General features: G+C 59.2%; 24 protein-coding genes. 16 read left to right on the top strand and 8 right to left on the bottom strand.

The features are described from left to right. The first annotated feature begins 12 nt into the window (after positions 1 to 12). The 7 genes from urtB to Q7T10_RS08355 are packed head-to-tail and all read left to right on the top strand — an operon-like array spanning position 13 to position 6,306. Positions 13 to 927, top strand: coding sequence for an urea ABC transporter permease subunit UrtB (urtB, locus tag Q7T10_RS08385; RefSeq protein WP_304747444.1), 915 nt, complete (start codon positions 13 to 15; stop codon positions 925 to 927). 31 nt (positions 928 to 958) lie between these two features. Next, positions 959 to 2,134 carry an urea ABC transporter permease subunit UrtC gene (gene urtC / locus Q7T10_RS08380; RefSeq protein ID WP_304747443.1) on the top strand — a complete coding sequence of 392 codons (1,176 nt, stop codon included), beginning with the start codon at positions 959 to 961 and terminating at the stop codon, positions 2,132 to 2,134. A gap of 15 nt (positions 2,135 to 2,149) precedes the next feature. Continuing rightward, positions 2,150 to 2,893 carry an urea ABC transporter ATP-binding protein UrtD gene (gene urtD / locus Q7T10_RS08375; protein WP_304747442.1) on the top strand — a complete coding sequence of 248 codons (744 nt, stop codon included), beginning with the start codon at positions 2,150 to 2,152 and terminating at the stop codon, positions 2,891 to 2,893. An 11-nt stretch (positions 2,894 to 2,904) separates the two neighbouring features. Then, positions 2,905 to 3,594, top strand: a complete 690-nt coding sequence (urtE, locus tag Q7T10_RS08370) for an urea ABC transporter ATP-binding subunit UrtE (RefSeq protein ID WP_304747441.1) — start codon at positions 2,905 to 2,907, stop codon at positions 3,592 to 3,594. Positions 3,595 to 3,642: 48 nt separating this feature from the next. Then, positions 3,643 to 4,875, top strand: coding sequence for a formamidase (gene fmdA / locus Q7T10_RS08365; protein WP_304747440.1), 1,233 nt, complete (start codon positions 3,643 to 3,645; stop codon positions 4,873 to 4,875). A gap of 20 nt (positions 4,876 to 4,895) precedes the next feature. Next, positions 4,896 to 5,237: a zinc ribbon domain-containing protein gene (locus Q7T10_RS08360; RefSeq protein ID WP_304747439.1), complete on the top strand. Its 342-nt coding sequence runs from the start codon at positions 4,896 to 4,898 to the stop codon at positions 5,235 to 5,237. Between the two features lie 31 nt (positions 5,238 to 5,268). Further along, positions 5,269 to 6,306, top strand: coding sequence for an aliphatic amidase (locus tag Q7T10_RS08355; protein WP_304747438.1), 1,038 nt, complete (start codon positions 5,269 to 5,271; stop codon positions 6,304 to 6,306). 20 nt (positions 6,307 to 6,326) lie between these two features. Here the strand turns inward: Q7T10_RS08355 and Q7T10_RS08350 are convergent, their stop codons facing one another. The 3 genes from Q7T10_RS08350 to Q7T10_RS08340 form a co-directional block, all read right to left on the bottom strand. Then, positions 6,327 to 7,076: an SDR family NAD(P)-dependent oxidoreductase gene (locus Q7T10_RS08350; protein ID WP_304747437.1), complete on the bottom strand. Its 750-nt coding sequence runs from the start codon at positions 7,074 to 7,076 to the stop codon at positions 6,327 to 6,329. Between the two features lie 102 nt (positions 7,077 to 7,178). Next, complete coding sequence (locus tag Q7T10_RS08345; RefSeq protein WP_304747436.1) at positions 7,179 to 7,586, bottom strand: hypothetical protein; 408 nt, start codon at positions 7,584 to 7,586, stop codon at positions 7,179 to 7,181. 298 nt (positions 7,587 to 7,884) lie between these two features. Further along, a complete protein-coding gene (locus Q7T10_RS08340; RefSeq protein ID WP_304747435.1) occupies positions 7,885 to 8,349 on the bottom strand; it encodes a hypothetical protein in 465 nt (154 codons plus the stop codon). 273 nt (positions 8,350 to 8,622) lie between these two features. Here Q7T10_RS08340 and Q7T10_RS08335 point away from each other — a divergent pair, with 273 nt between their 5' ends. Further along, positions 8,623 to 9,348, top strand: a complete 726-nt coding sequence (locus Q7T10_RS08335) for a hypothetical protein (RefSeq protein ID WP_304747434.1) — start codon at positions 8,623 to 8,625, stop codon at positions 9,346 to 9,348. A 27-nt stretch (positions 9,349 to 9,375) separates the two neighbouring features. Here the strand turns inward: Q7T10_RS08335 and Q7T10_RS08330 are convergent, their stop codons facing one another. Further along, positions 9,376 to 9,609, bottom strand: coding sequence for a hypothetical protein (locus Q7T10_RS08330; protein ID WP_304747433.1), 234 nt, complete (start codon positions 9,607 to 9,609; stop codon positions 9,376 to 9,378). Between the two features lie 149 nt (positions 9,610 to 9,758). On the opposite strand from Q7T10_RS08330, the gene msrA reads away from it, so the two are divergent. Continuing rightward, complete coding sequence (msrA, locus tag Q7T10_RS08325) at positions 9,759 to 10,406, top strand: peptide-methionine (S)-S-oxide reductase MsrA (RefSeq protein ID WP_304747432.1); 648 nt, start codon at positions 9,759 to 9,761, stop codon at positions 10,404 to 10,406. Positions 10,407 to 10,495: 89 nt separating this feature from the next. Here the strand turns inward: msrA and Q7T10_RS08320 are convergent, their stop codons facing one another. The 4 genes from Q7T10_RS08320 to Q7T10_RS08305 form a co-directional block, all read right to left on the bottom strand. Beyond that, positions 10,496 to 11,401 carry a YihY/virulence factor BrkB family protein gene (locus Q7T10_RS08320; RefSeq protein WP_304747431.1) on the bottom strand — a complete coding sequence of 302 codons (906 nt, stop codon included), beginning with the start codon at positions 11,399 to 11,401 and terminating at the stop codon, positions 10,496 to 10,498. A 60-nt stretch (positions 11,402 to 11,461) separates the two neighbouring features. Further along, positions 11,462 to 11,743, bottom strand: coding sequence for a hypothetical protein (locus tag Q7T10_RS08315; protein ID WP_304747430.1), 282 nt, complete (start codon positions 11,741 to 11,743; stop codon positions 11,462 to 11,464). 135 nt (positions 11,744 to 11,878) lie between these two features. Continuing rightward, complete coding sequence (gene rsgA, locus Q7T10_RS08310) at positions 11,879 to 12,949, bottom strand: ribosome small subunit-dependent GTPase A (RefSeq protein ID WP_304747429.1); 1,071 nt, start codon at positions 12,947 to 12,949, stop codon at positions 11,879 to 11,881. 277 nt (positions 12,950 to 13,226) lie between these two features. Beyond that, positions 13,227 to 13,373 (bottom strand): hypothetical protein, encoded by a 147-nt coding sequence (locus Q7T10_RS08305; RefSeq protein ID WP_304747428.1) that lies wholly within the window; start codon positions 13,371 to 13,373, stop codon positions 13,227 to 13,229. Between the two features lie 283 nt (positions 13,374 to 13,656). Here Q7T10_RS08305 and Q7T10_RS08300 point away from each other — a divergent pair, with 283 nt between their 5' ends. The 7 genes from Q7T10_RS08300 (at position 13,657) to urtA (ending at position 21,318) form a co-directional block, all read left to right on the top strand. Next, positions 13,657 to 14,442, top strand: coding sequence for a HupE/UreJ family protein (locus Q7T10_RS08300; protein WP_304747427.1), 786 nt, complete (start codon positions 13,657 to 13,659; stop codon positions 14,440 to 14,442). A 45-nt stretch (positions 14,443 to 14,487) separates the two neighbouring features. Continuing rightward, positions 14,488 to 14,838 carry a DUF6488 family protein gene (locus Q7T10_RS08295; RefSeq protein ID WP_304747426.1) on the top strand — a complete coding sequence of 117 codons (351 nt, stop codon included), beginning with the start codon at positions 14,488 to 14,490 and terminating at the stop codon, positions 14,836 to 14,838. 15 nt (positions 14,839 to 14,853) lie between these two features. Next, positions 14,854 to 15,894: a DMT family transporter gene (locus Q7T10_RS08290; RefSeq protein ID WP_304747425.1), complete on the top strand. Its 1,041-nt coding sequence runs from the start codon at positions 14,854 to 14,856 to the stop codon at positions 15,892 to 15,894. A 387-nt stretch (positions 15,895 to 16,281) separates the two neighbouring features. Beyond that, the gene (locus Q7T10_RS08285) at positions 16,282 to 17,067 is read left to right on the top strand and encodes a flagellar brake protein (RefSeq protein WP_304747424.1); all 786 of its coding nucleotides are present in this window, start codon (positions 16,282 to 16,284) and stop codon (positions 17,065 to 17,067) included. 27 nt (positions 17,068 to 17,094) lie between these two features. Further along, positions 17,095 to 18,333 (top strand): HD-GYP domain-containing protein, encoded by a 1,239-nt coding sequence (locus Q7T10_RS08280; RefSeq protein ID WP_304747423.1) that lies wholly within the window; start codon positions 17,095 to 17,097, stop codon positions 18,331 to 18,333. A 524-nt stretch (positions 18,334 to 18,857) separates the two neighbouring features. Then, a complete protein-coding gene (locus Q7T10_RS08275; protein ID WP_304747422.1) occupies positions 18,858 to 19,649 on the top strand; it encodes an alpha/beta hydrolase in 792 nt (263 codons plus the stop codon). A gap of 406 nt (positions 19,650 to 20,055) precedes the next feature. After that, positions 20,056 to 21,318, top strand: coding sequence for an urea ABC transporter substrate-binding protein (gene urtA, locus Q7T10_RS08270; RefSeq protein ID WP_304747421.1), 1,263 nt, complete (start codon positions 20,056 to 20,058; stop codon positions 21,316 to 21,318). Positions 21,319 to 21,413 lie beyond the last annotated feature (95 nt).

Here is a 21,413-nt window from a genome sequence, read left to right as displayed (position 1 = left end):
AGCGAGTACGCCATGAACTTTTCCGAGATGCTAAACATCGGCCTGATGCAGGGCTTTGCAGGTCTGAGCCTGTTTGCGGTGCTCCTGCTGATGGGTCTGGGGCTGGCCATCATTTTTGGCCAGATGGGGGTGATCAATATGGCGCATGGCGAGTTCATGACCATTGGCGCCTACACCATCTTTCTGGGCTCGACGCTGGCCGAGAAGTACGCGCCGCAAATGCATGATCTGTATTTTCCTGTCGCCATCGTGCTGGCCTTCGCCTTTTCTTTTGGAATGGGATGGCTGGTCGAGTGGGCGCTCATCCGCCATCTCTACAAACGTCCACTGGACACTTTGCTGGCGACCTGGGGTATCAGCCTGGCCATGCAGCAGGCCTTTCGGACTTTCATCGGGCCCAAAGAGGTAAGCCCTACGCTGCCAGACTGGCTGCTGGGCTCCTGGGCGCCTGCGCCGGGGCTGGACATCCCGATCAACGGCATGTTCGTGCTTGGCCTCACCACCGTGGTGACATGTGGCGTCCTGATCGCCCTGGCCAAAAGCCGCTGGGGACTCAGAGTGCGCGCCACGGTGAGCAACCGCACGATGGCCAATGCCATCGGCATCAATACCCAGAAAACCGACCGCCTGACCTTTGCCATCGGTTGCGGCATTGCCGGCATGGCCGGTGCGGCCTTCACCACGATCGGCTCCACCGGGCCGACCTCCGGCTCGCTCTACATCGTCGATTCATTTCTGGTGGTCACTTTTGGCGGTGCGGCCAGCCTGCTGGGCACCGTGGTGTCGGCCTTTGGCATTGCCCAGACCCAGTCGATCACCGAATTCTTCCTGTCCGGCTCGATGGCCAAAGTGATCACGCTGTCCCTGGTGGTACTGATCCTGATGATCCGGCCGCAAGGACTCTTTGCCAGCAAAGTGCGGCGCTGAACGTCCGAAAAATTACCCGGAGCACTACCCCATGAATGACTTCAAAGACCTGATCAAGCGCTACCAGCTGGCCAGCCTGCTGCTGCTCACCGTGTTGCTGGCCGTGGTTTTTCCGCTGGCGCTCGATATCTTCCGCCTGAATCTGGTGGGCAAGTACCTCACCTATGCCTTTGTCGCCATCGGGCTGGTGATGGTGTGGGGTTACGGTGGCGTGCTGAGCCTGGGGCAGGGCGTTTTCTTTGGCCTGGGCGGCTACGCGATGGCCATGTTTCTGAAACTGGAGGCCAGTGACCCGATCACCACCAAGATCCAGTCCACCCCAGGAATTCCAGACTTCATGGACTGGAACCAGTTGACCGAGCTGCCGGTTTTTTGGCTGCCCTTCAAGAGCCTGCCACTGACGCTGATCGCGGTGGTGGCGGTGCCTTCGTTGCTGGCCTGGATCATCAGTTATGCGATGTTCAAGCGCCGCGTAGGCGGGGTGTATTTCGCCATCATCACCCAGGCGGTGGCGCTCATTGTCACCGTGTTGATCATCGGCCAGCAGGGCTATACCGGCGGGGTCAACGGCATGACCGACCTGAAGACCGTGCTGGGATGGGACACGCGCACCGACTCGGCCAAGTACATCCTGTACTACCTCTGCGTCGCGCTGCTGATCGGCAGCATCCTGTTGTGCCGCTGGATCCAGACCGGCAAGGCCGGCACCCTGCTGCTGGCGATGCGCGACAAGGAGGACCGGGTGCGTTTCTCCGGCTACGACGTGGCCAACTTCCGCGTCTTTACCTTCTGCCTCGCTGCGGCGCTGTCGGGCATTGGTGGTGCGCTGTTTTCCTTGCAGGTCGGCTTCATGTCCCCCAGCTTTGTCGGCATCGTGCCGTCGATCGAAATGGTGATCTACGCCGCGGTCGGCGGGCGCATGAGCCTGGTTGGCGCGGTGTACGGCACGCTGCTGGTCAACGCGGGCAAGACCTATTTCTCGGAAAGCTTCCCGGACCTGTGGCTGTTCTTGATGGCCGGCATGTTCATTGGCGTCACCATGGCCTTCCCGATGGGACTGGCCGGTGTGTGGGTGGATCACGTGGTTCCCAGGTGGAACAGATGGCGCCTGGGCAAAGCCGGCTTGCCTTCAAGCGCAGTGGCTGCCTCCAGCAGCACGGAAGATACCGCCAAGCTGCCCTCCGGCATCAGCGGCCAACAAGCCTGAACCAGAAAGCAAGCCATGAGCAATACGGATTTCGCGCTCGCCGTTGAGGACCTGACGGTCTCCTTCGACGGCTTCAAGGCCATCGATGCATTGACGCTTTACATCGACAAGAACGAGTTGCGGGTGATCATCGGCCCCAACGGAGCGGGCAAAACTACCCTGCTGGATTTGATCTGCGGCAAGACCAAGGCGGCGGCCGGCAGCATCAAGTTCAAGAACACCGAGCTGACCAAAATGGCCGAGTTCCAGCGCGTGCGCATGGGCATAGGCCGCAAGTTCCAGACGCCCTCGATCTACGAGAACCTGAGCGTTTTCCAGAACCTGGAGGTGTCTTTTCCCAAGGGCCGATCCGTCATGGGGGCGCTGGCATTCAAGTGCACCGATGAGGTGAAGGACCGCGTCAAAGCAGTGGCTCAGGATATTCACCTGGCCGACAAACTCGACACCGAGGCCGGGCTGCTGAGTCATGGCCAGAAGCAGTGGCTTGAAATCGGCATGCTGCTGATGCAGGACCCGGAACTGCTGCTGCTCGACGAGCCCATTGCCGGCATGAGCGCCCGGGAGCGCGAGCTGACCGCCGAGCTGTTGCAGCGCATCTGCAGGAACCGGTCTGTGATCGTGATCGAGCACGACATGGAATTCGTCAAGCAGATCGCCCACAAGGTGACGGTCATGCACCAGGGAAAAATTCTCGCCGAAGGGTCGATGGACAAAGTGCAGAACGACCCCAAGGTCATCGACGTCTACCTGGGTCATTGAGGAGCCAAACCATGTTGAATGTGAAAGACCTTTTCGTCGCCTATGGGCAAAGCGAGGCGCTGCACGGAATCTCGTTCGATGCCGCCAGCAAGGAAACCGTGGCCATCATGGGCCGCAACGGCATGGGCAAGACCACGCTGTTCAAAAGCCTCATGGGCGTGTTGCCCACGCGCAGTGGCTCCGTCACGGTGGCCGGCCAGGAAATCAGCCACGACGAAAGCTTCCGTCGCGTGGCCAAGGGCATCGCCTACGTGCCGCAGGGCCGCATGATCTTTCCCACCTTGACGGTGGAGGAAAACATCCAGACCGGGCTGGAGAACGCCAGGCACCGGGTGATCCCCGAAGAGATCTATGCGCTGTTCCCCGTGCTCTGGGACATGCGCCGGCGCAAGGGGGGCAATCTGTCGGGCGGCCAACAACAGCAACTGGCGATCGCCCGGGCGCTGGTCACCAATCCGAAGGTACTGCTGCTGGACGAGCCGACCGAGGGCATTCAGCCCTCCATCATCAAGGACATCGCCAAGGCGCTCAACGAAATCCGGAAGCTGCGCGAAATCACGATTGTTGTGAGTGAGCAGGTTCTGAGCTTCGCGCTCGAAGTGGCTGACCGTCTTTTCGTCATAGAAGGCGGCAGGCTGGTCCATGAGACAGCCCGCGCCGACACCGACGTTGCGCGCATCAAGCAGTACCTGTCCGTGTAGTTGCAAGCATCAAAAATCCCGAAACCGCCCTAACCCAGGAGAAGTGACATGACCGATACCCTGATCAAAGTTGACCTGAGCAAATCGCCCACCGACAACGAGAATATCCACAACCGCTGGCATCCGGACATCCCGATGGCCTGCTGGGTCAATCCCGGCGATGACTTCATCCTGGAGACCTTCGACTGGACGGGCGGCTTCATCAAGAACAACGACAGTGCCGACGACGTGCGCGACATCGACCTGAGCACAGTGCACTACCTGTCGGGCCCGGTCGGCGTCAAAGGGGCCGAGCCCGGCGACCTGCTGGTGGTGGACCTGCTCGACATCGGCGCCAAGCAGGACAGCCTGTGGGGCTTCAATGGTTTCTTCTCGAAGAAAAACGGCGGCGGTTTCCTGACTGAACATTTCCCTGAGGCCCAGAAATCGATCTGGGACTTCAAGGGCATGTTCACCAGCTCACGCCATATCCCCGGCGTCAACTTCGCCGGCTTGATCCACCCGGGCCTGATCGGCTGCCTGCCTGACCGGGCGATGCTGGACCTGTGGAATGTGCGCGAGCAGAACCTGATTGACAGTGATCCGACCCGCGTGCCTGGCCTGGCCAACCCGCCGTCTGCCGGTACCGCCCACATGGGCAAGATGACCGGCGAGGCCCGCGCCAAGGCCGCCGCCGAGGGCGCGCGCACAGTGCCACCGCGCGAGCACGGTGGCAATTGCGACATCAAGGATCTGTCGCGCGGTTCCAAGGTTTTCTTCCCCGTGTATGTAGATGGCGCCGGCCTCTCCGTGGGTGACCTGCACTTCAGCCAGGGCGACGGTGAGATCACCTTTTGCGGCGCCATTGAGATGGCCGGCTGGGTGCACATGAAGGTCACCCTGATCAAGGGCGGCATGGCCAAGTACGGCATCAAGAACCCCATCTTCAAGCCCAGCGTCATCACGCCGGCCTACAACGACTACCTGATCTTCGAAGGCATCTCGGTCGACGAGACCGGCAAGCAGTACTACCTGGACGTCAACGTGGCCTACCGCCAGGCCTGCCTGAACGCCATCGAGTACCTGAAGAAGTTCGGCTATTCCGGCGCCCAGGCCTATTCCATCCTCGGCACGGCGCCGGTGCAGGGCCACATCAGCGGCGTGGTCGACGTGCCCAATGCCTGCGCCACGCTGTGGCTGCCGACGCAGATCTTCGACTTCGACATCAACCCGAATGCGCTGGGGCCCATCAAGCACATCGACGGCAAGGTCGACATGCCGCTGTCGCACGACCTGATCTGACACAACACGAGGCCAGCCCCATGCCCACCTATGACTACGCCTGCCCCCAGTGCGGGGGCTTCGACGCGTTTCGCACGCTGGCCGCACGCAACGAGGCGGCTGTCTGCCCCGAGTGTGGCGGTGCTGCACCGCGCGTGTTTGCCAGCGCTCCCCACCTGGCCCTGATGGAGGGTGGCACGCGCCGTGCCATGGATGCCAACGAGCGTGCCCGACACGAGCCCAAACGCTCCGGCGACTATGCGCGGCTCAAACACCCGGCCGGTTGCGGTTGCTGTTCGACCGGCAAGCGCGGGGCCACGGTAACGGCCCCCAACGGCAACAAGGCCTTCCCGGGCAAGCGCCCCTGGATGATCAGTCACTGACCGCGAGGTCGCATCAACGAATGAGGTCAATATGATTCACGGCGATATATCAAGCAGCAAGGACACCGTCGGCGTGGCGGTGGTCAACTACAAAATGCCCCGGCTGCACAGCCAGGCCGAGGTACTGGAGAATGCGCGCAACATTGGCCGCATGGTCGAAGGCATGAAGCAGGGTCTGCCCGGACTCGATCTGGTGATCTTTCCCGAGTACAGCACGCACGGCATCATGTACGACGCCAAAGAGATGTATGAGAACGCCGCCACCGTGCCGGGCGCCGAGACGGAGATCTTTGCCGCCGCCTGCCGCAAGGCCAAGGTCTGGGGCGTCTTTTCGCTTACCGGCGAGCGCCATGAAGAGCACCCCCACAAGGCGCCCTACAACACGCTGATCCTGATGAACGACCAGGGTGAGATTGTGCAGAAGTACCGAAAAATAATGCCCTGGGTGCCCATTGAAGGCTGGTATCCGGGCGACCGCACCTACGTCAGTGACGGGCCCAAGGGCATGAAGGTCAGCCTGATCATTTGCGATGACGGTAACTACCCGGAAATCTGGCGTGACTGTGCGATGAAGGGCGCCGAGCTGATCGTGCGCTGCCAGGGCTACATGTACCCGGCCAAGGAGCAGCAAATCCTGATCTCCAAGGCCATGGCCTTTGCCAACAACACCTATGTGGCCGTGGCCAACGCGGCGGGCTTTGACGGGGTGTATTCGTACTTCGGGCACTCGGCCCTGATCGGCTTTGACGGCCGGACGCTGGGCGAGTGCGGCGAGGAGGAGATGGGCATTCAGTATGCGGCCCTGTCCAAGAGCCTGATTCGCGACTTCCGGCGCAATGGCCAGTCCGAGAACCATCTCTTCAAGCTGCTGCACCGCGGCTACACGGGTGTGATCAACTCGGGTGAAGGCGACAAGGGCGTGGCCGCCTGCCCGTTCGATTTTTACGCCAACTGGCTGCGCGATCCCGAGGGCACCCGCGCGCAGGTGGAGTCATTTACCCGCACAACGATAGGCACGGACGAGGCGCCCATCGATGGGATTCCCAATCAGAGCAGCGCAACGCCGTAGCGAAATCAAACTAACTGCAGTTAGCGCGCCAGGTAGCCGCCGTCGATCGGGTAGTAGGCGCCGGTGACGAATGAAGCACGATCCGAGGCAAGCCAGGCCACCAGTTCGGCCACTTCTTCCGCGCGGCCCAGCCGGCCGATGGGGTGGGCCGCCACCAGCATCGCGTTCGCGCCCGCATCCTGCTCGAGTGCACTGATCATCGGCGTGTGGATGAAGCCCGGTCCGACGGCGTTGATGCGCACGCCCTGCGCGCTGTATTCCAGCGCGCCCGCCTGGGTCAGACCCACCACACCGTGCTTGGCGGCCGTGTAGGCCGGGGACGTGGCAAAGCCGACCGCCCCCAGGATGGAGGCGACGTTGATGATGGAGCCGCCGCCCGTCTTGAGCATGGCCGCAATCTGGTACTTCATGCCATAGAACACGCCCGACAGGTTGATGTTGATCACCTGCGCCCAGCCGTCCAGCGGGTAGTCTGCCGTGGGGGCCTGCGGGCCGCCGATGCCGGCATTGTTGCAGGCCACGTCAAGCCGGCCGTAATGTGCCATGGCACGCGCCACCAACGCCTCGGCGTCCTCCGGCTTGCCAACGTCAGCCGCCACAAAAATCGCATCGCCGCCCTGCGCGCGCACCAGTGCCACGGTTTCTTCCCCGCCTTTTTGCTGGATATCCGACACCACCACCCTGGCGCCTTCGCGAGCGCAGATCAGCGCGACGGCGCGCCCGATGCCCGACGAAGCGCCGGTGACGAGCGCAACTTTGTTCTTAAGCATGTAAATTCCTCCGGTTGTTGATCGATGCTGAGCGTTTCGCCGGCTGCGACTTGCTGCCCGCCCCTGATCGAATATAGGCGCCGGGAGCTACTGGTTCAATTGTCAATCGTCAACTGAGGTCGCTGTCAGCGCATACTGGGGATTTGATCGGCGCGCCCGTGGCATGTTCGCGGCTTGCTGCGTGGCGTAGCCAGGCGCCGCCGAATTCAGCTGCGTCAGGCAGGCGTCGCTGGCGCGCAGGCCCTGCAAGGCGTTGCAGCGCCACGTTGCTTCGACATGCGTGGCGTTGACTTGCCGTCGCAGGTCGCCTTGCTCCACGGCCCCCAGCACGACCTGATGAAAGGTCAGCAGCAGGGCGATGATGCCCAGCGTCGCCAGAATCCCCGGCCACACCGGTGCGCGCAGGTCAAGGGACGACCCGAGTGCCCAATGTGGCAGTTCCCGGTGGCGCACGGCGAACCGGCTGGCCTCGTCGTCGGACAATTTGAAGGTCTGGCTATTTTTGTACATGAACTTGCTCCTGCGTGCGCCCCTGGCGTGCGGGCACGGGGTGATTCGTGGGGCGTGTTCTAGCGTAGAAAAATAACCAGAAGAATGATGATCAGGAGGGTGCCGGCGCCGATATACATGTCGATCTCCACCGCATTGCCCATCCTCTGAGAGGGTGCATCAGCACGCGTTGTGAATCAATTGGAGCAGGCCGCGTGGCGCCCGTCTGTGTCCTGGCGAACTTAGCGGGAAATTGGCGGTTTTTCGTCAAAGCCTGGCGATTGGCGCCGGCATGACGTTTTGTTGCCAGCTGGCTCGCTCAGGCCCGCGCTGGGCCAGAATCGCCAAGCTCACCGTCACCGGCGCGACGGGTTCGGGCGCGCTGCAGCAGCACGGTTACCAGCAGCGCCGCGGCGGCCGAGCCCGCCATCGCCGGCGAAGCCGCAAGCAAAGTGGCCAGTCCATCGACGGCGTGGGCGCTGACCTGCTGCACATGGTTGACCAGGGTGATCACGTCGCGGGCCTGTACGTTTTGAGCATCCTCCATGCGAACGTGCACGTCCGGCCACCCGCTGCGAAACCGGATGCTCGCGAAGATGCCATTGGCCACGGCGACGAGGGACAGCACGCCCAGTGGCTTGAGCAGATGCTCAAGCAGGCGGCTGCGCTCGGCGGGGGGTGCGAATTCATAGACCTGGCCCACCAATTGCGCGATCGAGATTTCGGAGACCTGGCAACCCGATTTGTTCGATGAAACTGACCTGGGCGTATCGTTGGGATTCATATCACTTCTCTCCTGTGTGAGGGGTCCGCCACATGCAGTGGGCGAGACGGGTGCGCCCTGCATGGGCTTGAACTGTCAGGTTAAACGAGAGTATGGCGCGCACATGTATCAAATTGATGTCGAAATGCGACGTTGTGTAAATGTCTAACCCAATCCGCCCATAACGAATCAACATATCCATCGATGCGCCGATCACCCCATGTGCGATTGCGCAAGGAGTCGCCAGGTAGAGAGGGGTAGTCTGGCAAAAGTTCAGTTTTTTGGAGGACAAAAATGCGCTACCTACTCATTGTGTTTCTGATGCTGTTGGGCTCGGCGACTTCGGCCGTCGCTCAGGTGAGCATCGGCATCGGGTTTCCTGGGGTGAGCATCGGGTTCAATCTGCCGGTGTACCCGGAATTGGTGCGGGTACCGGGCTACCCGGTCTACTACGCGCCACGACTGGAAGCGAACTTCTTTTTCTACGACGGCATGTATTGGGTGTACCACGGTGACAACTGGTACGCGAGCTCCTGGTACAACGGCCCCTGGGGCCTGGTGGGCCCCAACTACGTGCCCTTCTTTATCCTGCGAATCCCCGTGCGCTACTACCGGGTTCCGCCGCCGTACTTTCGCGGCTGGCAACCGGATGCACCGCCACACTGGGGTGAGCACTGGGGCAGGGAATGGGAGCAGCGTCGAGGCGGCTGGGACCGGTGGGACCGCCGGGCTGTACCGGCGCCCGCCCCGTTGCCGATTTATCAGCGAGGCTATTCAGGCGATCGCTACCCCCACACCGAACAGCAGCCGCTGCTGCATGACCGCAATTACCGCTACCAGCCGCGCGACGCCGTCGTGCGCCAGCACTATGAGGAACAAGCCGTAAAACGGATCCCTGTACCTTCCCAGCGCAGACCGCCAGGCGGCTCAGCCGGGCAGGAGCACAGGCAGCCGCCGCAGCAGGGGCGGGGGAGCGGGCGCGAGAAAGATGAGCAACGGGGTCCCCAGGGCAACAGGTAGCGGTAACGCGGGCGTGCCAACAGTCTCTCAGCCTGGCATCAGCCTGGCGGCAATCACCGCCTCGTCGAGGGTGTCGAAGGTGGTGTTGTGCCGGTCCGTCAGCGGCCCGCCGCCGGGGATGACCTCGCCGTTGGGCTCGTAGCCAATCGCTTTGAACTTCCAGACTGCGTTGATCAGTTTCAGGTTGCCCACGTGAGCGCCCTGGTCCGTCAGGACCTGATACACGTGGTCATTGACCTTGCCGAGGGTTAATTTGTTCAAGTCGTCTCGCTGTTGAGTTGGGGCCATGGCGTCGCGGTGGCGTTGAAGCCACTGCAACGATCATGGACAGGTGTTCGTCGCTATGCTGATGAAAGGTTTTTCGCCTTCGCGCGACCAACTGCATATTACCCACCCGATAGAGGCTCACCATGTTCCGACACCTACGGTCAAACGTTTTCGCCCTGGCGACCCTACTCGCTCTTGCGGTGCTGACCTGCGCGCAGGTCCGTGCGCAAACCACACCGACGGGGGCTGCGCCCACGGCGACGGCCAAGGCCATTTTTGCGGGTGGCTGCTTCTGGTGTGTGGAGTCTGACTTTGACAAGATCCCCGGCGTCATCTCCACTACCTCAGGCTACACAGGCGGGCGCACAGCCAACCCCAGCTATGAGCAGGTCTCAAGCGACATCACCGGCCACGCGGAGGCGGTCGAGGTCGTGTATGAACCGGCCAAAGTCAGTTACCAGCGATTGGTGGATTATTTCTGGCACACCATCGACCCGACCGTCAAAGACCAGCAGTTCTGTGACATCGGCTCACCCTACCGCACCGCCATCTATGCGCAAAACGCCGAGCAACTGAAGATTGCCCAGGCCTCGCGCGCCGCACTGGAAAAGTCCAAACCGTTCAAGGGACCCATCGTCACCGAGATCACGCTGGCAAGCGCCTTCTACCCCGCCGAGGAATACCACCAGGACTATTACCAGAAGAACCCGATTCGCTACAAGTACTACCGCACCAGTTGCGGCCGGGATGCGCGGCTGAAACAACTGTGGGGCGACCAGGCCGGGCGTTAAGAGTGTTTTAGGCCGCTAGCCCGCGTCCAATAAGCGTAAGCAGCTATTGATTTTGTAGCGAATAAATTCTGTTCAAAAGCCTGGCAAATTCATCGCGCGTCGGTTGTGAAGGGCTGCGGTGGCGCCTCAAGGCCCTCGCTCGCAAGGCGCTCGTATTCGGAGATCACCTGCGCGCCCAGCAACAGCAGGGTGGCCGCCAGCTCGAGACTCAAGAGAACCGCGATGGCGGTGGTCAGCGAGCCGTAGACGGTGCCGATCTGGGACAGCGTCGTGAAATACCACACGAGTGCATGGCGCGAGATCTCCCACAGCAGCGCCGCTGCAATGGCGCCCAGCAGTGCGTGGTGCAGCGACAGCCGGCCGACCGGCATCACCAGGTAAATGGAGGTGAACACAAAGATCTCGCCCGCGAAGCCGAGCAGATACAGCAGCACGCCGGACAGCCCACCAAGCGACCAGCTGCGCCACAGAAAATCCACCTGCTGCTGGCCCATTGCCTGCAGGCTGCCCGCCACCAGCGTCACCAGCAGCAGACCGAGCCCGAGTGACAGGATGTAGGCATAGGGAATCACAGCGGAAATCAGGAAGTGGCGCCGCCGTATGGCCACACGGTGATGAAAGATCACCGACATTGCGTTCTCCAGCACCGTGAAGGCGAGCGAGCTGAAGAACAGCATGCTGCCCAGCAACACCCAGCCAAGAATATCGCGGTGCACCAGGAAGTTGGCGAGTTCGGCCACGAGCGCCTTCGACTGCCCGGGTACCAGCCACTCGAGCGATCCGCCCAGGGTCTGCAGCAGTGCGGCCTGATCGACAAAGTGCGACAGCGCAATCACCGTGAGGATGAGCATCGGCACAATGGACAGCAAGGCGTAGTACGCGACGGCCCCGGCCAGCAGCAGGCCCTGATTGGCGCGGAAACCTTTCAGCGTCCGCAGGGCGAATGCCCCGGGGTGCTTGAGAACTTGTTTGGCGGGGCGAGTGAGGAGTTGCATGAACAGCAGAGCCTACACGCTTGCGCGCATTTGCTCAATTTCACCTGCGCCGCGCGATGGTCACCAAGGTGCCTGAAATGCCCCTACCTTGCTACGCAATGCCCAAATACCGGTGGCTTGCGGAGCCAATTCCGGAAACGTTTCGTCATGTTCAGAAGTCAGATCAAACAGGGCCTTCAAGACGTCAGGCGGAAACCCTGCTCTGGTTCGTCCTCCCTTTTCCTGCTGAAGGCCCTCCATGAATTCATGGAAGTCAGGGTGACCCCAGAACAGCAGAATGGATCTTCCGATATTGGGAAACGCGTCATTCACCAGTTTGAAACTTTGATTTTCTTGGGTCATTTTTATGTTCTCAGCCAACGATTTACCTGAAATATAAAAGACAAAGCACCGATGAGATACCTCAACGACAAGGCAAGTCGGGCCGAATTGTGACAAAACACCGAAAGCAGCCGTGCGCCGTTTCCACATGCCGGTCTAGTTCTGGTCCGGCCCGTCCTTTTGCTTTTTGTAGGAGTGGACAAACCGGCCAAATGCCCGGTCCTTCTTGCGCCGATCGATGTAGGACAGGTCGTGGAATTCGGATTCCTTGCGCAGCTTCAGGTAGTTCTGCAAATGCTCTTCGCTCAGTTCGCGCCGCTCGATCGCCGCACGAACCGCACAACCCGGTTCGCGGCCATGACTGCAGTCGGGATACCGGCAGTTCCCTGCAAGTGCGCTGATGTCGGCAAAGGCCTCATTGATGCCCTCACCAGCGCCAAGCATCCCCAGTTCGCGCATGCCCGGCATGTCTATCAACAAGCCACCATGCCCGAGCACGATCAACTGGCGCCGCGTGGTGGTGTGACGCCCCTCACCCGTATGGCTGACCTCGCGGGTTTCGAGCGCGCCGCCACCCAGCAGACGGTTGATGAGGGTTGTCTTGCCAACGCCCGACGAACCGAGGAGGCAGTAGGTCTTGCCGGGCGCCATGAGCTCGCGAACCTGATCGACGCCCGCGCCCGTCACGTTGCTGACGCAGACGATCTTCGCGTCTATCCCCATGAGCCGGATCTGGCCGATCAACCGCTCCAATTCTTCCGGACTGACCAGATCCGTCTTCGTCAGAAGCACCACGGGCTCGATATGGCCGTCCCTGACCATCACGAGGTAGCGCTCCAGCCGTCGGACATTGAAATCGAAGTGGCAGGCCTGCACGATGAACGCCACGTCGATGTTTGCCGCAATCATCTGGAACTCGACGTCGCGGCCGGCGGCTTTGCGCCGGAGGAAGGACCGGCGTGGCAACAGGTGGTGAATGCTGGCCTGCGCGCCGGCATCGCGGTAGTGCACGCACACCCAATCGCCCACGCATGGAAGTTCGGCGGAGGACTCGGCGAGGTGGAGGAATTTGCCGGTCAGTTCGGCTGGCACCTCGCCGTCCTCACCCCGGATCAGGTAACGCCCCCGGTCAACCGCGGTGACCCTGGCTACGGACAAATCGGGCCCACACAGTTCGCTGGCTTTGTCCGCCAACCAGCGATCCAGACCAAGTTCACTGAATTTCATCCTGAAAGTCTCGCAGATACTGATGTGCCTGCCAAGCAGGCCGCTCCAGGCAGGCTGATTTGTCTCGCGAATGACCGGTTGAATCCACGCTCCAAACCGGTCACTCAGAACGGGGGGATGTCAGTCGGCTACCGTCCATTAAAAGCTAGGAGCGATCAGTCTTCGCAGTCATTGTTGATAGCCCCACCAAGTTGCGAACATGGAGATGCCCTTAAAATCCAGCCCCATGTCACGCAATCTTCGCGCATTCATCCTTCTGGCTGTCCTCTTATGGCAGTCAATGGCGATGCTCGGCTCGATGACGGTGGCACAGCGGGCTGGCGAGCTGGAGCATCTGGCAGTGCACAGCCAAGATGTCAATCACCACCACCATGCAGACCATGCGTCGCACATGGACGATGACGGCCTTGTGCAGCACCTGCACGCAGACTCTGGAACCAATGCCGCCGGGTTATTGACCTCGTTACAGCCTTCGCTTGCGCACGGTCGGTCCATGTCGCCCCTTGAGGCCAGCCACGTCATTTGGCGCTCTCCCACGCTTGAAGGCCCCCTGCGGCCACCCATGCAAAACGCGTAATGAAAGACCCGGCCCCCTTGATGGCGGGCTGCTGACTTTCGCAATCTGAATCCCTTTCGGAGCTACCGGCTGTGTTGAGCTGGGAGCTGCACGTGCGCTATTGCACGACAACTTTACGTTTGCCCTATTGATGGAAAAACTAATTTTTGGCCGATTCATGGCCCTGCTGCTCATGGCTTTGCCACTCATGGCATTTGCTCACGGAATTTCCGAGGCTGACCGGCAAAGCATGCTCGATGGTGGTTACGTCCGTTTCATCGGACTGGGTGCCAGTCACATGCTCACCGGCTATGACCACTTGCTGTTCCTGTTTGGCGTGGTGTTCTTCCTGACCAGCTTCAAGGACGTGGCGAAGTTCGTCACCGTCTTTACGCTGGGACATTGCATCACCCTGATTTTTGCGACCTATTTCAAAATCACCTGGAACTACTACCTGGTCGACGCCATCATCGCCATCAGTGTGATTTATAAGGGCTTTGACAACAACGGGGGCTTTCAGCGTGTCTTTGACATGAAGTCGCCCAACCTGTTGGCTGCTGTCTTTGGCTTTGGCTTGCTGCACGGTTTTGGCCTGTCTACCCGTCTGCAACAGTTGCCCTTGGGTGACGACAGCACCGGCATGCTGTTGCGCATTCTGAGCTTCAACGTCGGCGTGGAAATTGGTCAGATTGCCGCTTTGACGGTGATGGTTGGCTTGCTGGCGTTCTGGCGCCATCGTCCATCCTTCAAGCGTTTCAGTTTTGCCGCCAACCTGGGTTTGATTTATGCCGGGGTGTATTTGCTCTTCATGCAACTGCACGGCTACCAACATGATGCCAACCCGGACAGCTTCCGCTTCCCAGTCCAAGAGCACAAGCACATCCATGAGGACATGGACATTGACAAGACGCTGGACCCCAGCCGCAACTCCCTTTGAGGCCCTTCAATCTTTCACACCTACTTAACCCCCAAGGAAATCATCATGAAAAAATTCGCATCTATCGCTGCTTTGACCGTATCCTGTTTTGCAGCGCCTACCGCTTTTGCGGGCGCTGGCGGTGGCTGCCACTTCCACGGTCATGCGCCTGTAAAGCAAGCTCTTATCGCGGGCTGCGCCAGCGATTACAAGGATTCATTGGCAAGCAACGGCAAAATCGACGCTTCATGGAAGTCGGTCAAACTGGACAAGGCCGAATCTGTTGAAGGTAAGAACATGAAGGAATGGAAGCTCACCTTCAAGAACCCGGCTGAGAAAGACGCCACCAAGCAGACCCTCTATATGTTCTACACACTGACTGGCAACTTCATCGCTGCCAACTTCACTGGAAAGTAAGCCTTGGATATCCGAATGTCTGCACCTGCCCTCAGGGGTGGTTCACTTGCACTGTTGGCAGCTGCGCTGTTTGGGCTCAGCACGCCGCTGGTGCAGCATTTCGGGCAAGGGCTTGGCGCTTTCACGACCGCAGCACTGCTGTATGCAGGAGCGGCCGTGGTTTCGCTCTTGATGCGCCATCCCCCTGAGCGGGAGGCGAGCCTGCGCCGCTCAGAGCTGCCGCGTATTGTTGCCATGGCAGGTTTTGGGGCGGTAGTCGGCCCAGTGGCACTGGCCTGGGGACTGCAACGCACCAGTGGCTCCAGCGCCTCACTCATGCTCACACTGGAAGCACTGTTCACGGCCGTGCTTGCCTGGCGACTCTACGGCGAAACCATGGACAAACGGGTAGGAACTGCCATGCTGTTCCTGCTTGCTGGTGGAGTAGCACTGGTTTTGGAGCAAGGTATTGCCGGAGACACCCAACTGTTGGGGCTGTTGGCCGTATTGGTCGCCACCGCCGCATGGGGGATAGACAACACACTGTCGCGTGGCGTTGCGGAACGCGACCCGGGGCAGGTTGTTTTTGTTAAATCCAGCTTGGGGGCATGTGCGACAGTGGGTCTTGCCTTTCTATTTGACGAACCATTGCCCGGACTCCTTACGGCGGGTGCCCTGCTTGTCATTGGCGCTACCGGTTATGGGCTGAGCTTGCGGCTGTATTTGCTCGCCCAGCGGGAGTTTGGTGCAGGACGTACAGGCTCCGTGTTTGCGTTTGCGCCGTTCATCGGGGCACTGGGCGCGTTCGCATTCGGTAGCCGCTCTGGCAATTGGATGCTGGGCGTAGGAGGTGTATTGATGTTGGTCGGCGTTGTGCTGCATTTATTTGAGTCGCATGGTCACGAGCACGACCATGAAGAGCTCGAACACGAACATGCCCATACGCATGAGGATGGGCACCACCTGCATACCCACGATGTCGTACCCTTGGTGCACCACAGCCATTGGCATCGGCACGAACCAATGCGTCATGAACATCCGCATGTGCCGGATGCACATCACTTGCACTCGCATTGACGGTCATTCGGTTCTTAATAAACGGACTGGCGAACATGACTAGCGGATGACTGGTAAGGGGACCAAGCTGGCCGGCAAGTCCCGACCAAGACCGGCCATTCAGGCCACTTCTCCATTGCGGACGTTCAAGTGCAAAGAACAGACCACCCTAAAAAAGTGTTTATGAAACCGGCAGCAGCCCAGTCATCGCTTCCAACCTGACTTCCTTGGTCGGAACGAATCATCACCGGCGTCTTGGGACGTCTGCGCCACACGGCCATCACGAGCGCAACCGGTATCCCCTATTTGGGGGATACCCAAGCCTGGAGGGGTTCAGTAAGCTGCCCCCCTAACTGCCATCGCAGTGACGCAATGCATCCGCCACTTCTAACGTATCGATCACACACAATGACTAACAACTCGGTTGAGCAAGGCGATTTTGAGACTGACACCACAGCTAAAACTCTCGCCGAGGACCCCGCAACACCCGAGTCAAGCACCAATGCGTCCCAAAGCAGCTTCCCATTTGAAGCCATGAATCTCAAGGTGGCTGATCGTTTGCAGGCCCAACCGCCCAAAAGAGTTTCTGCCGAGCGCTGTTTTGTGCGTCTGATCGGTTACTTGCAGGACCTCAGCATGTTGGTCACAACGCCGGCAACGGTCAACAGTGTGCGTTTGCAACTGATGGAGGGAGACCAGCTCGTCATGCGGGTCTTTTCCAGCCAAAACGCCTTCGGCTTTGCCTGTGACGTTCAGAGGGTTTGCAAGGTGCCCTACAGCTACCTGCATGTTTCCTTCCCCAAAGAAGTACAGGGAACAGTGATTCGCAAAGCGGCCCGGGTCAAGACCAAGATCATTGTCAAAGTCCGTACGGAACAGGGAGGTGGCACCGATCTGACGGGCGTCATCTCCAATCTCAGTGCCAACGGAGCCTTGATTGATGGGCCACGCAATACAGCAGCGACGGGCGACTCCATTCGATTAACTTTTCCCCTCAAGCTGCACAACATCGAGGCAAATTTGTCGCTGGTTGCCATTGTGCGTGCGGTTCTCGTCGACGAGACGATCAAGCAAAGTGGAACTTCGTTGGCGCATTTTGGTTTGGAGTTTGTTGATCTCCAGCCGAATGACCAAATGATGCTGCAAAGCATGGTCTACCAACAAATGATCGAACAGCCGCAATCTTTGGTTTGAACGTCAAGGGCAGCGGATCAAATCCACATGCTGAAACGAATCAGTGTTCATCAACTCACCCTCGGGATGCACCTGAGAGAGTTTTGTGGCTCCTGGATGGAGCATCCATTTTTTCGCTCAAGTTTTGTCTTGACCGATGAGGCGGATATCGTGGCCATTTTGGACAGCAGCATCAAGGAAGTCTGGATTGACTGCGACAAAGGTGTCGACGTGGCCAGCGGCGAGGCTGTCGTGTCCGAGTTTGAGTCCGAAACCCGGGTGGAAGAAGAGCTAACGCCAATAGCCAATGAACAGCGTCAGGTGGCGCCGGTTTCCGCCGCACAGGAAATGGACCGTGCTGCCACTATCTGTCGCCGCTCCAAACAGGCCGTGATCTCGATGTTTGAAGAAGCACGCATGGGCAACACCGTGAAAGTCGGCGATGCCAAGTTACTGGTCGAGGAAATAGCCGACTCAGTGTCGCGCAACCCCAGCGCGCTTATCAGTCTGGCCCGGCTCAAGACGGCGGACGACTACACCTACCTGCACTCGGTCGCGGTGTGCGCCATGATGGTGGCCTTGGCCAAGCAACTCGGTCTCGATGAGACTCAGACACGCGCGGCCGGTCTGGCTGGGCTGCTCCATGACTTGGGCAAAGCCGTGATGCCGATGGACGTGCTCAACAAGCCAGGCAAACTCACCGATGCCGAGTTCCGCATCATCAAGAGCCACCCGGTCGAAGGGCACAAGATGCTTCTGGGGGGCGTCAATGTGGACCCGGCCGCTATTGAGGTCTGCCTGTACCATCATGAAAAGATGGATGGCTCCGGTTATCCCGATGGGCTCAAAGGTGATCAGATCAGTCTGTGGGCCCGCATGGGTGCGGTGTGTGATGTCTATGACGCCATCACCTCCGACCGGCCGTACAAGTCGGGCTGGGACCCGGCTGAGTCCTTGCGGAGAATGGCCGAGTGGACCAAGGGCCATTTTGACCCCAAGGTGTTTCAGGCCTTCGTCAAGGCCATGGGCATCTACCCGGTGGGTTCGCTCGTGCGCCTGAATTCGGGGCGCATCGGCGTGGTGATGGAGCAGACTGTCAAATCACTGACCGTTCCGCGCGTCAAAGTGTTCTTTTCCACCAGGACGGACATGCGCATTCTGCCTGAGATCATTGACCTTTCCTTGTCAAGTTGTAGGGACAGAATCGCAAGCCGGGAAGATCCGGGAAGATGGCATTTCTCCGACCTCAACGAGTTGTGGTCAGGTTTCCACAACGTGCACGGGTAAGCCAGGTTTCATCGCTTGTGACGCTGGGGTGTACCGAACATGTTCTCCCGGGCTTTGGGCCAACCAGACTTGCAGCCATTTGCCAACAAGGGGGACGGACTGAGTACCGGTGGAACTCTTGCCGACCGACAAACCGGAATCGGAATGGCCGGTCACGATCGACTGGAATACCCACCAACCGCTTTGCTCAATGATCTGTATCGTTTTTGGGCACCTTGCGGGTCGCCGCAAACGGCTTCTGACTGGAGTCGAACTGGGCAGCCGGAAAGCTGCCTGTCGTGAACGACTGGACCCGCTGCAGATCCGACGACCAAATGTGTCAGTCCCCAGTGACTGCTAAGTGCCATCTACCCGCGCCTATGTTAATTCTTACGGCACCTTGTCGAACGAAAACTTACGGAAGTCTGGTTGATAATTCTCAGTTAAACACCGTTCCAAGCCATTAATATTCACGCATTATTTGCTTCTTGTGAAGATGGCGTCTCGTCCGCGCGGGCCAAACGTCGAACGTCCAGAGAACACCTATGCGAAACCTCATCAAACCAAGGATCGCAGCCATTGCGATTGCATTCCTCTTGCAAGCCAATGCACAGGCTGTGGAAAAGGTAGTGGAGATTTCCACCAGGACTGGTGTTACTCAACGTATGCTTGTGATTTCGTCGGCAGCGCCAAAGGCAAGCGTCATTTTGTTTGCTGGCGGCCACGGTGGATTGCAGATATATCCCAACGGATCGTTCAAGTGGGGCGATGGCAATTTCCTGGTTCGCACTCGCAACCTGTTCGCCGAACAAGGATTCATGGTTGCTGTCATTGATGCCCCATCCGACAGGCAGAATCCACCTTATCTTGGTGGCTTTCGCCAGATGGCCGAACATGCATCAGACATCAAGGCAGTGATTGCATGGATGCGAGGGCAGTCCCAAACACCTGTCTGGCTGGTGGGAACCAGCCGTGGTACTCAGTCCGTCGCTTACGCCGCCACGGAGTTATCTGATGCCGATGGCCCGGATGGCATCGTTTTGACTTCAACCATTCTCACCGATGACCGTAGCCGAGCAGTTCCTGCAATGCCGCTGGGAAAGATACGAATTCCAGTTCTCGTTGTGCATCACGAACAGGATGGTTGCAAGCTGTGCGAATTTTCAAAATTACCGACGCTCATGGAGAAGTTGTCCAATTCGCCTAGGAAAGATCTGCTTGCCTTTAAAGGGGGGCATAACAGTGGTGACCCTTGCGAGGCCATGGCGTACCATGGTTTCAATGGACTTGAGCGGGACGTTATTCAGAAAACTGCGGCTTGGATGTTGGCCAAGTAGTGCTTTGCCATGGCTCCTGTGAGTATCAGTATGGTGCAATGGCAATGGCCGGTATCGAGTTGGCATTTCAGTAGTCTGACGGATCGGTATGGTCAGCTTTGCCGAAGTCCGCGAACGTCGGCTGAACGGCACTTGAAATCATGAAATTGGGCGACCAGATAGCGGGCATTTGCCAGTACCCGCAAACGCTGCATATCGGAAGTTCACGAACCCTATGTGTCCCCGCCGAGTAGTTCTGAAGCCTGGCGCGCATTCTTCAAGCGATAGCGGCCCCCGTACGCCACTCGGCGTATTTCCCAATTTCACGCTTCTCCCTAAAGTCACCTCATCGTTACGCGAAAGCCTGTCTTACCCACAGGCCCTGCGCAACGAAATGGTTTCTTTTTTACCTACCGGAGAAGCACACATGCAACGTCGTTTCACACTCAAGGCACTCACTGCTGCCGTCGCCCTGTCTGGCTTGACAGCCATGCCAGCGTTTGCTGCCGACACCATCAAGGTCGGCATTCTGCACAGCCTCTCGGGCACCATGGCCATTTCGGAAACCGTGTTGAAAGACACCGTGCTGATGGCGATTGACGAGATCAATGCCAAAGGTGGCTTGCTGGGCAAGAAGCTGGAGCCCGTGGTGGTGGACCCCGCCTCCAACTGGCCCCTGTTTGCCGAGAAAACCAAGCAGCTGCTGACGCAAGACAAGGTCGATGTGATCTTTGGCTGCTGGACCTCGGTGTCGCGCAAGTCGGTCTTGCCAGTGGTTGAAGAACTCAACGGCCTGCTGTTCTACCCCGTCCAGTATGAGGGTGAAGAGCTGTCCAAAAACGTGTTCTACACCGGTGCCGCACCCAACCAGCAGGCCATCCCTGCGGTGGACTACCTGATGAGCAAGGACGGCGGCGCGGCCAAGCGCTGGGTGCTGCTGGGCACCGACTATGTCTACCCCCGCACCACCAACAAGATTCTGCGCGCCTACCTGAAATCCAAGGGTGTGAAAGACACCGACATTGATGAGAAATACACCCCGTTTGGTCACTCCGATTACCAGACCATCGTGGCAGACATCAAGAAGTTTTCCGCCGGTGGCAAGACCGCCGTGGTGTCCACCATCAATGGGGACTCCAACGTGCCGTTCTACAAGGAGCTGGGCAATGCGGGCCTGAAGGCTAAAGACGTGCCGGTGGTGGCGTTCTCGGTGGGTGAAGAAGAGTTGCGCGGCGTGGACACCAAACCGCTGGTGGGCCACCTGGCGGCCTGGAACTACTTCCAGTCCATCAAGAATCCGACCAACGACGAGTTCATCAAGAAGTGGTCAGCCTACGCCAAGGCCAAGAACATTGCCGGTCACAAAGACAAGGCGCTGACCAACGACCCGATGGAAGCCACTTACATCGGCATCAACATGTGGAAGCAGGCGGTTGAAAAAGCCAAGTCCACCGATGTCGACAAGGTGATCGCCGCCATGGCGGGCCAGACCTTCAAGGCGCCCAGCGGCATCGTGAGCAAGATGGATGAGAAAAACCATCACCTGCACAAGTCGGTGTTTATCGGCGAGATCAAGGCCGACGGCCAGTTCAACGTGGTGTGGAAGACACCCGGCCCGGTGAAAGCCAAGCCCTGGTCGCCCTACATCGAAGGCAATGCATCCAAGCCTGATGAGCCGGCGAAGAAGTAAGAAGCACCCTGGCAGTCCGAAGTGGGGCTTCGCCCCACCTCGGACCGCTCGCTACGCTTCTTCCGTTCTTCGCGTTTTGTAGTTGGCCAAGGAGT

Origin of the sequence: Rhodoferax sp., assembly GCF_030646845.1 — a bacterium.
Lineage (GTDB): Bacteria > Pseudomonadota > Gammaproteobacteria > Burkholderiales > Burkholderiaceae_C > Rhodoferax.
Note: the sequence above shows the minus strand (reverse complement) of the source record. Positions and strands in the feature narration are given on the sequence as shown.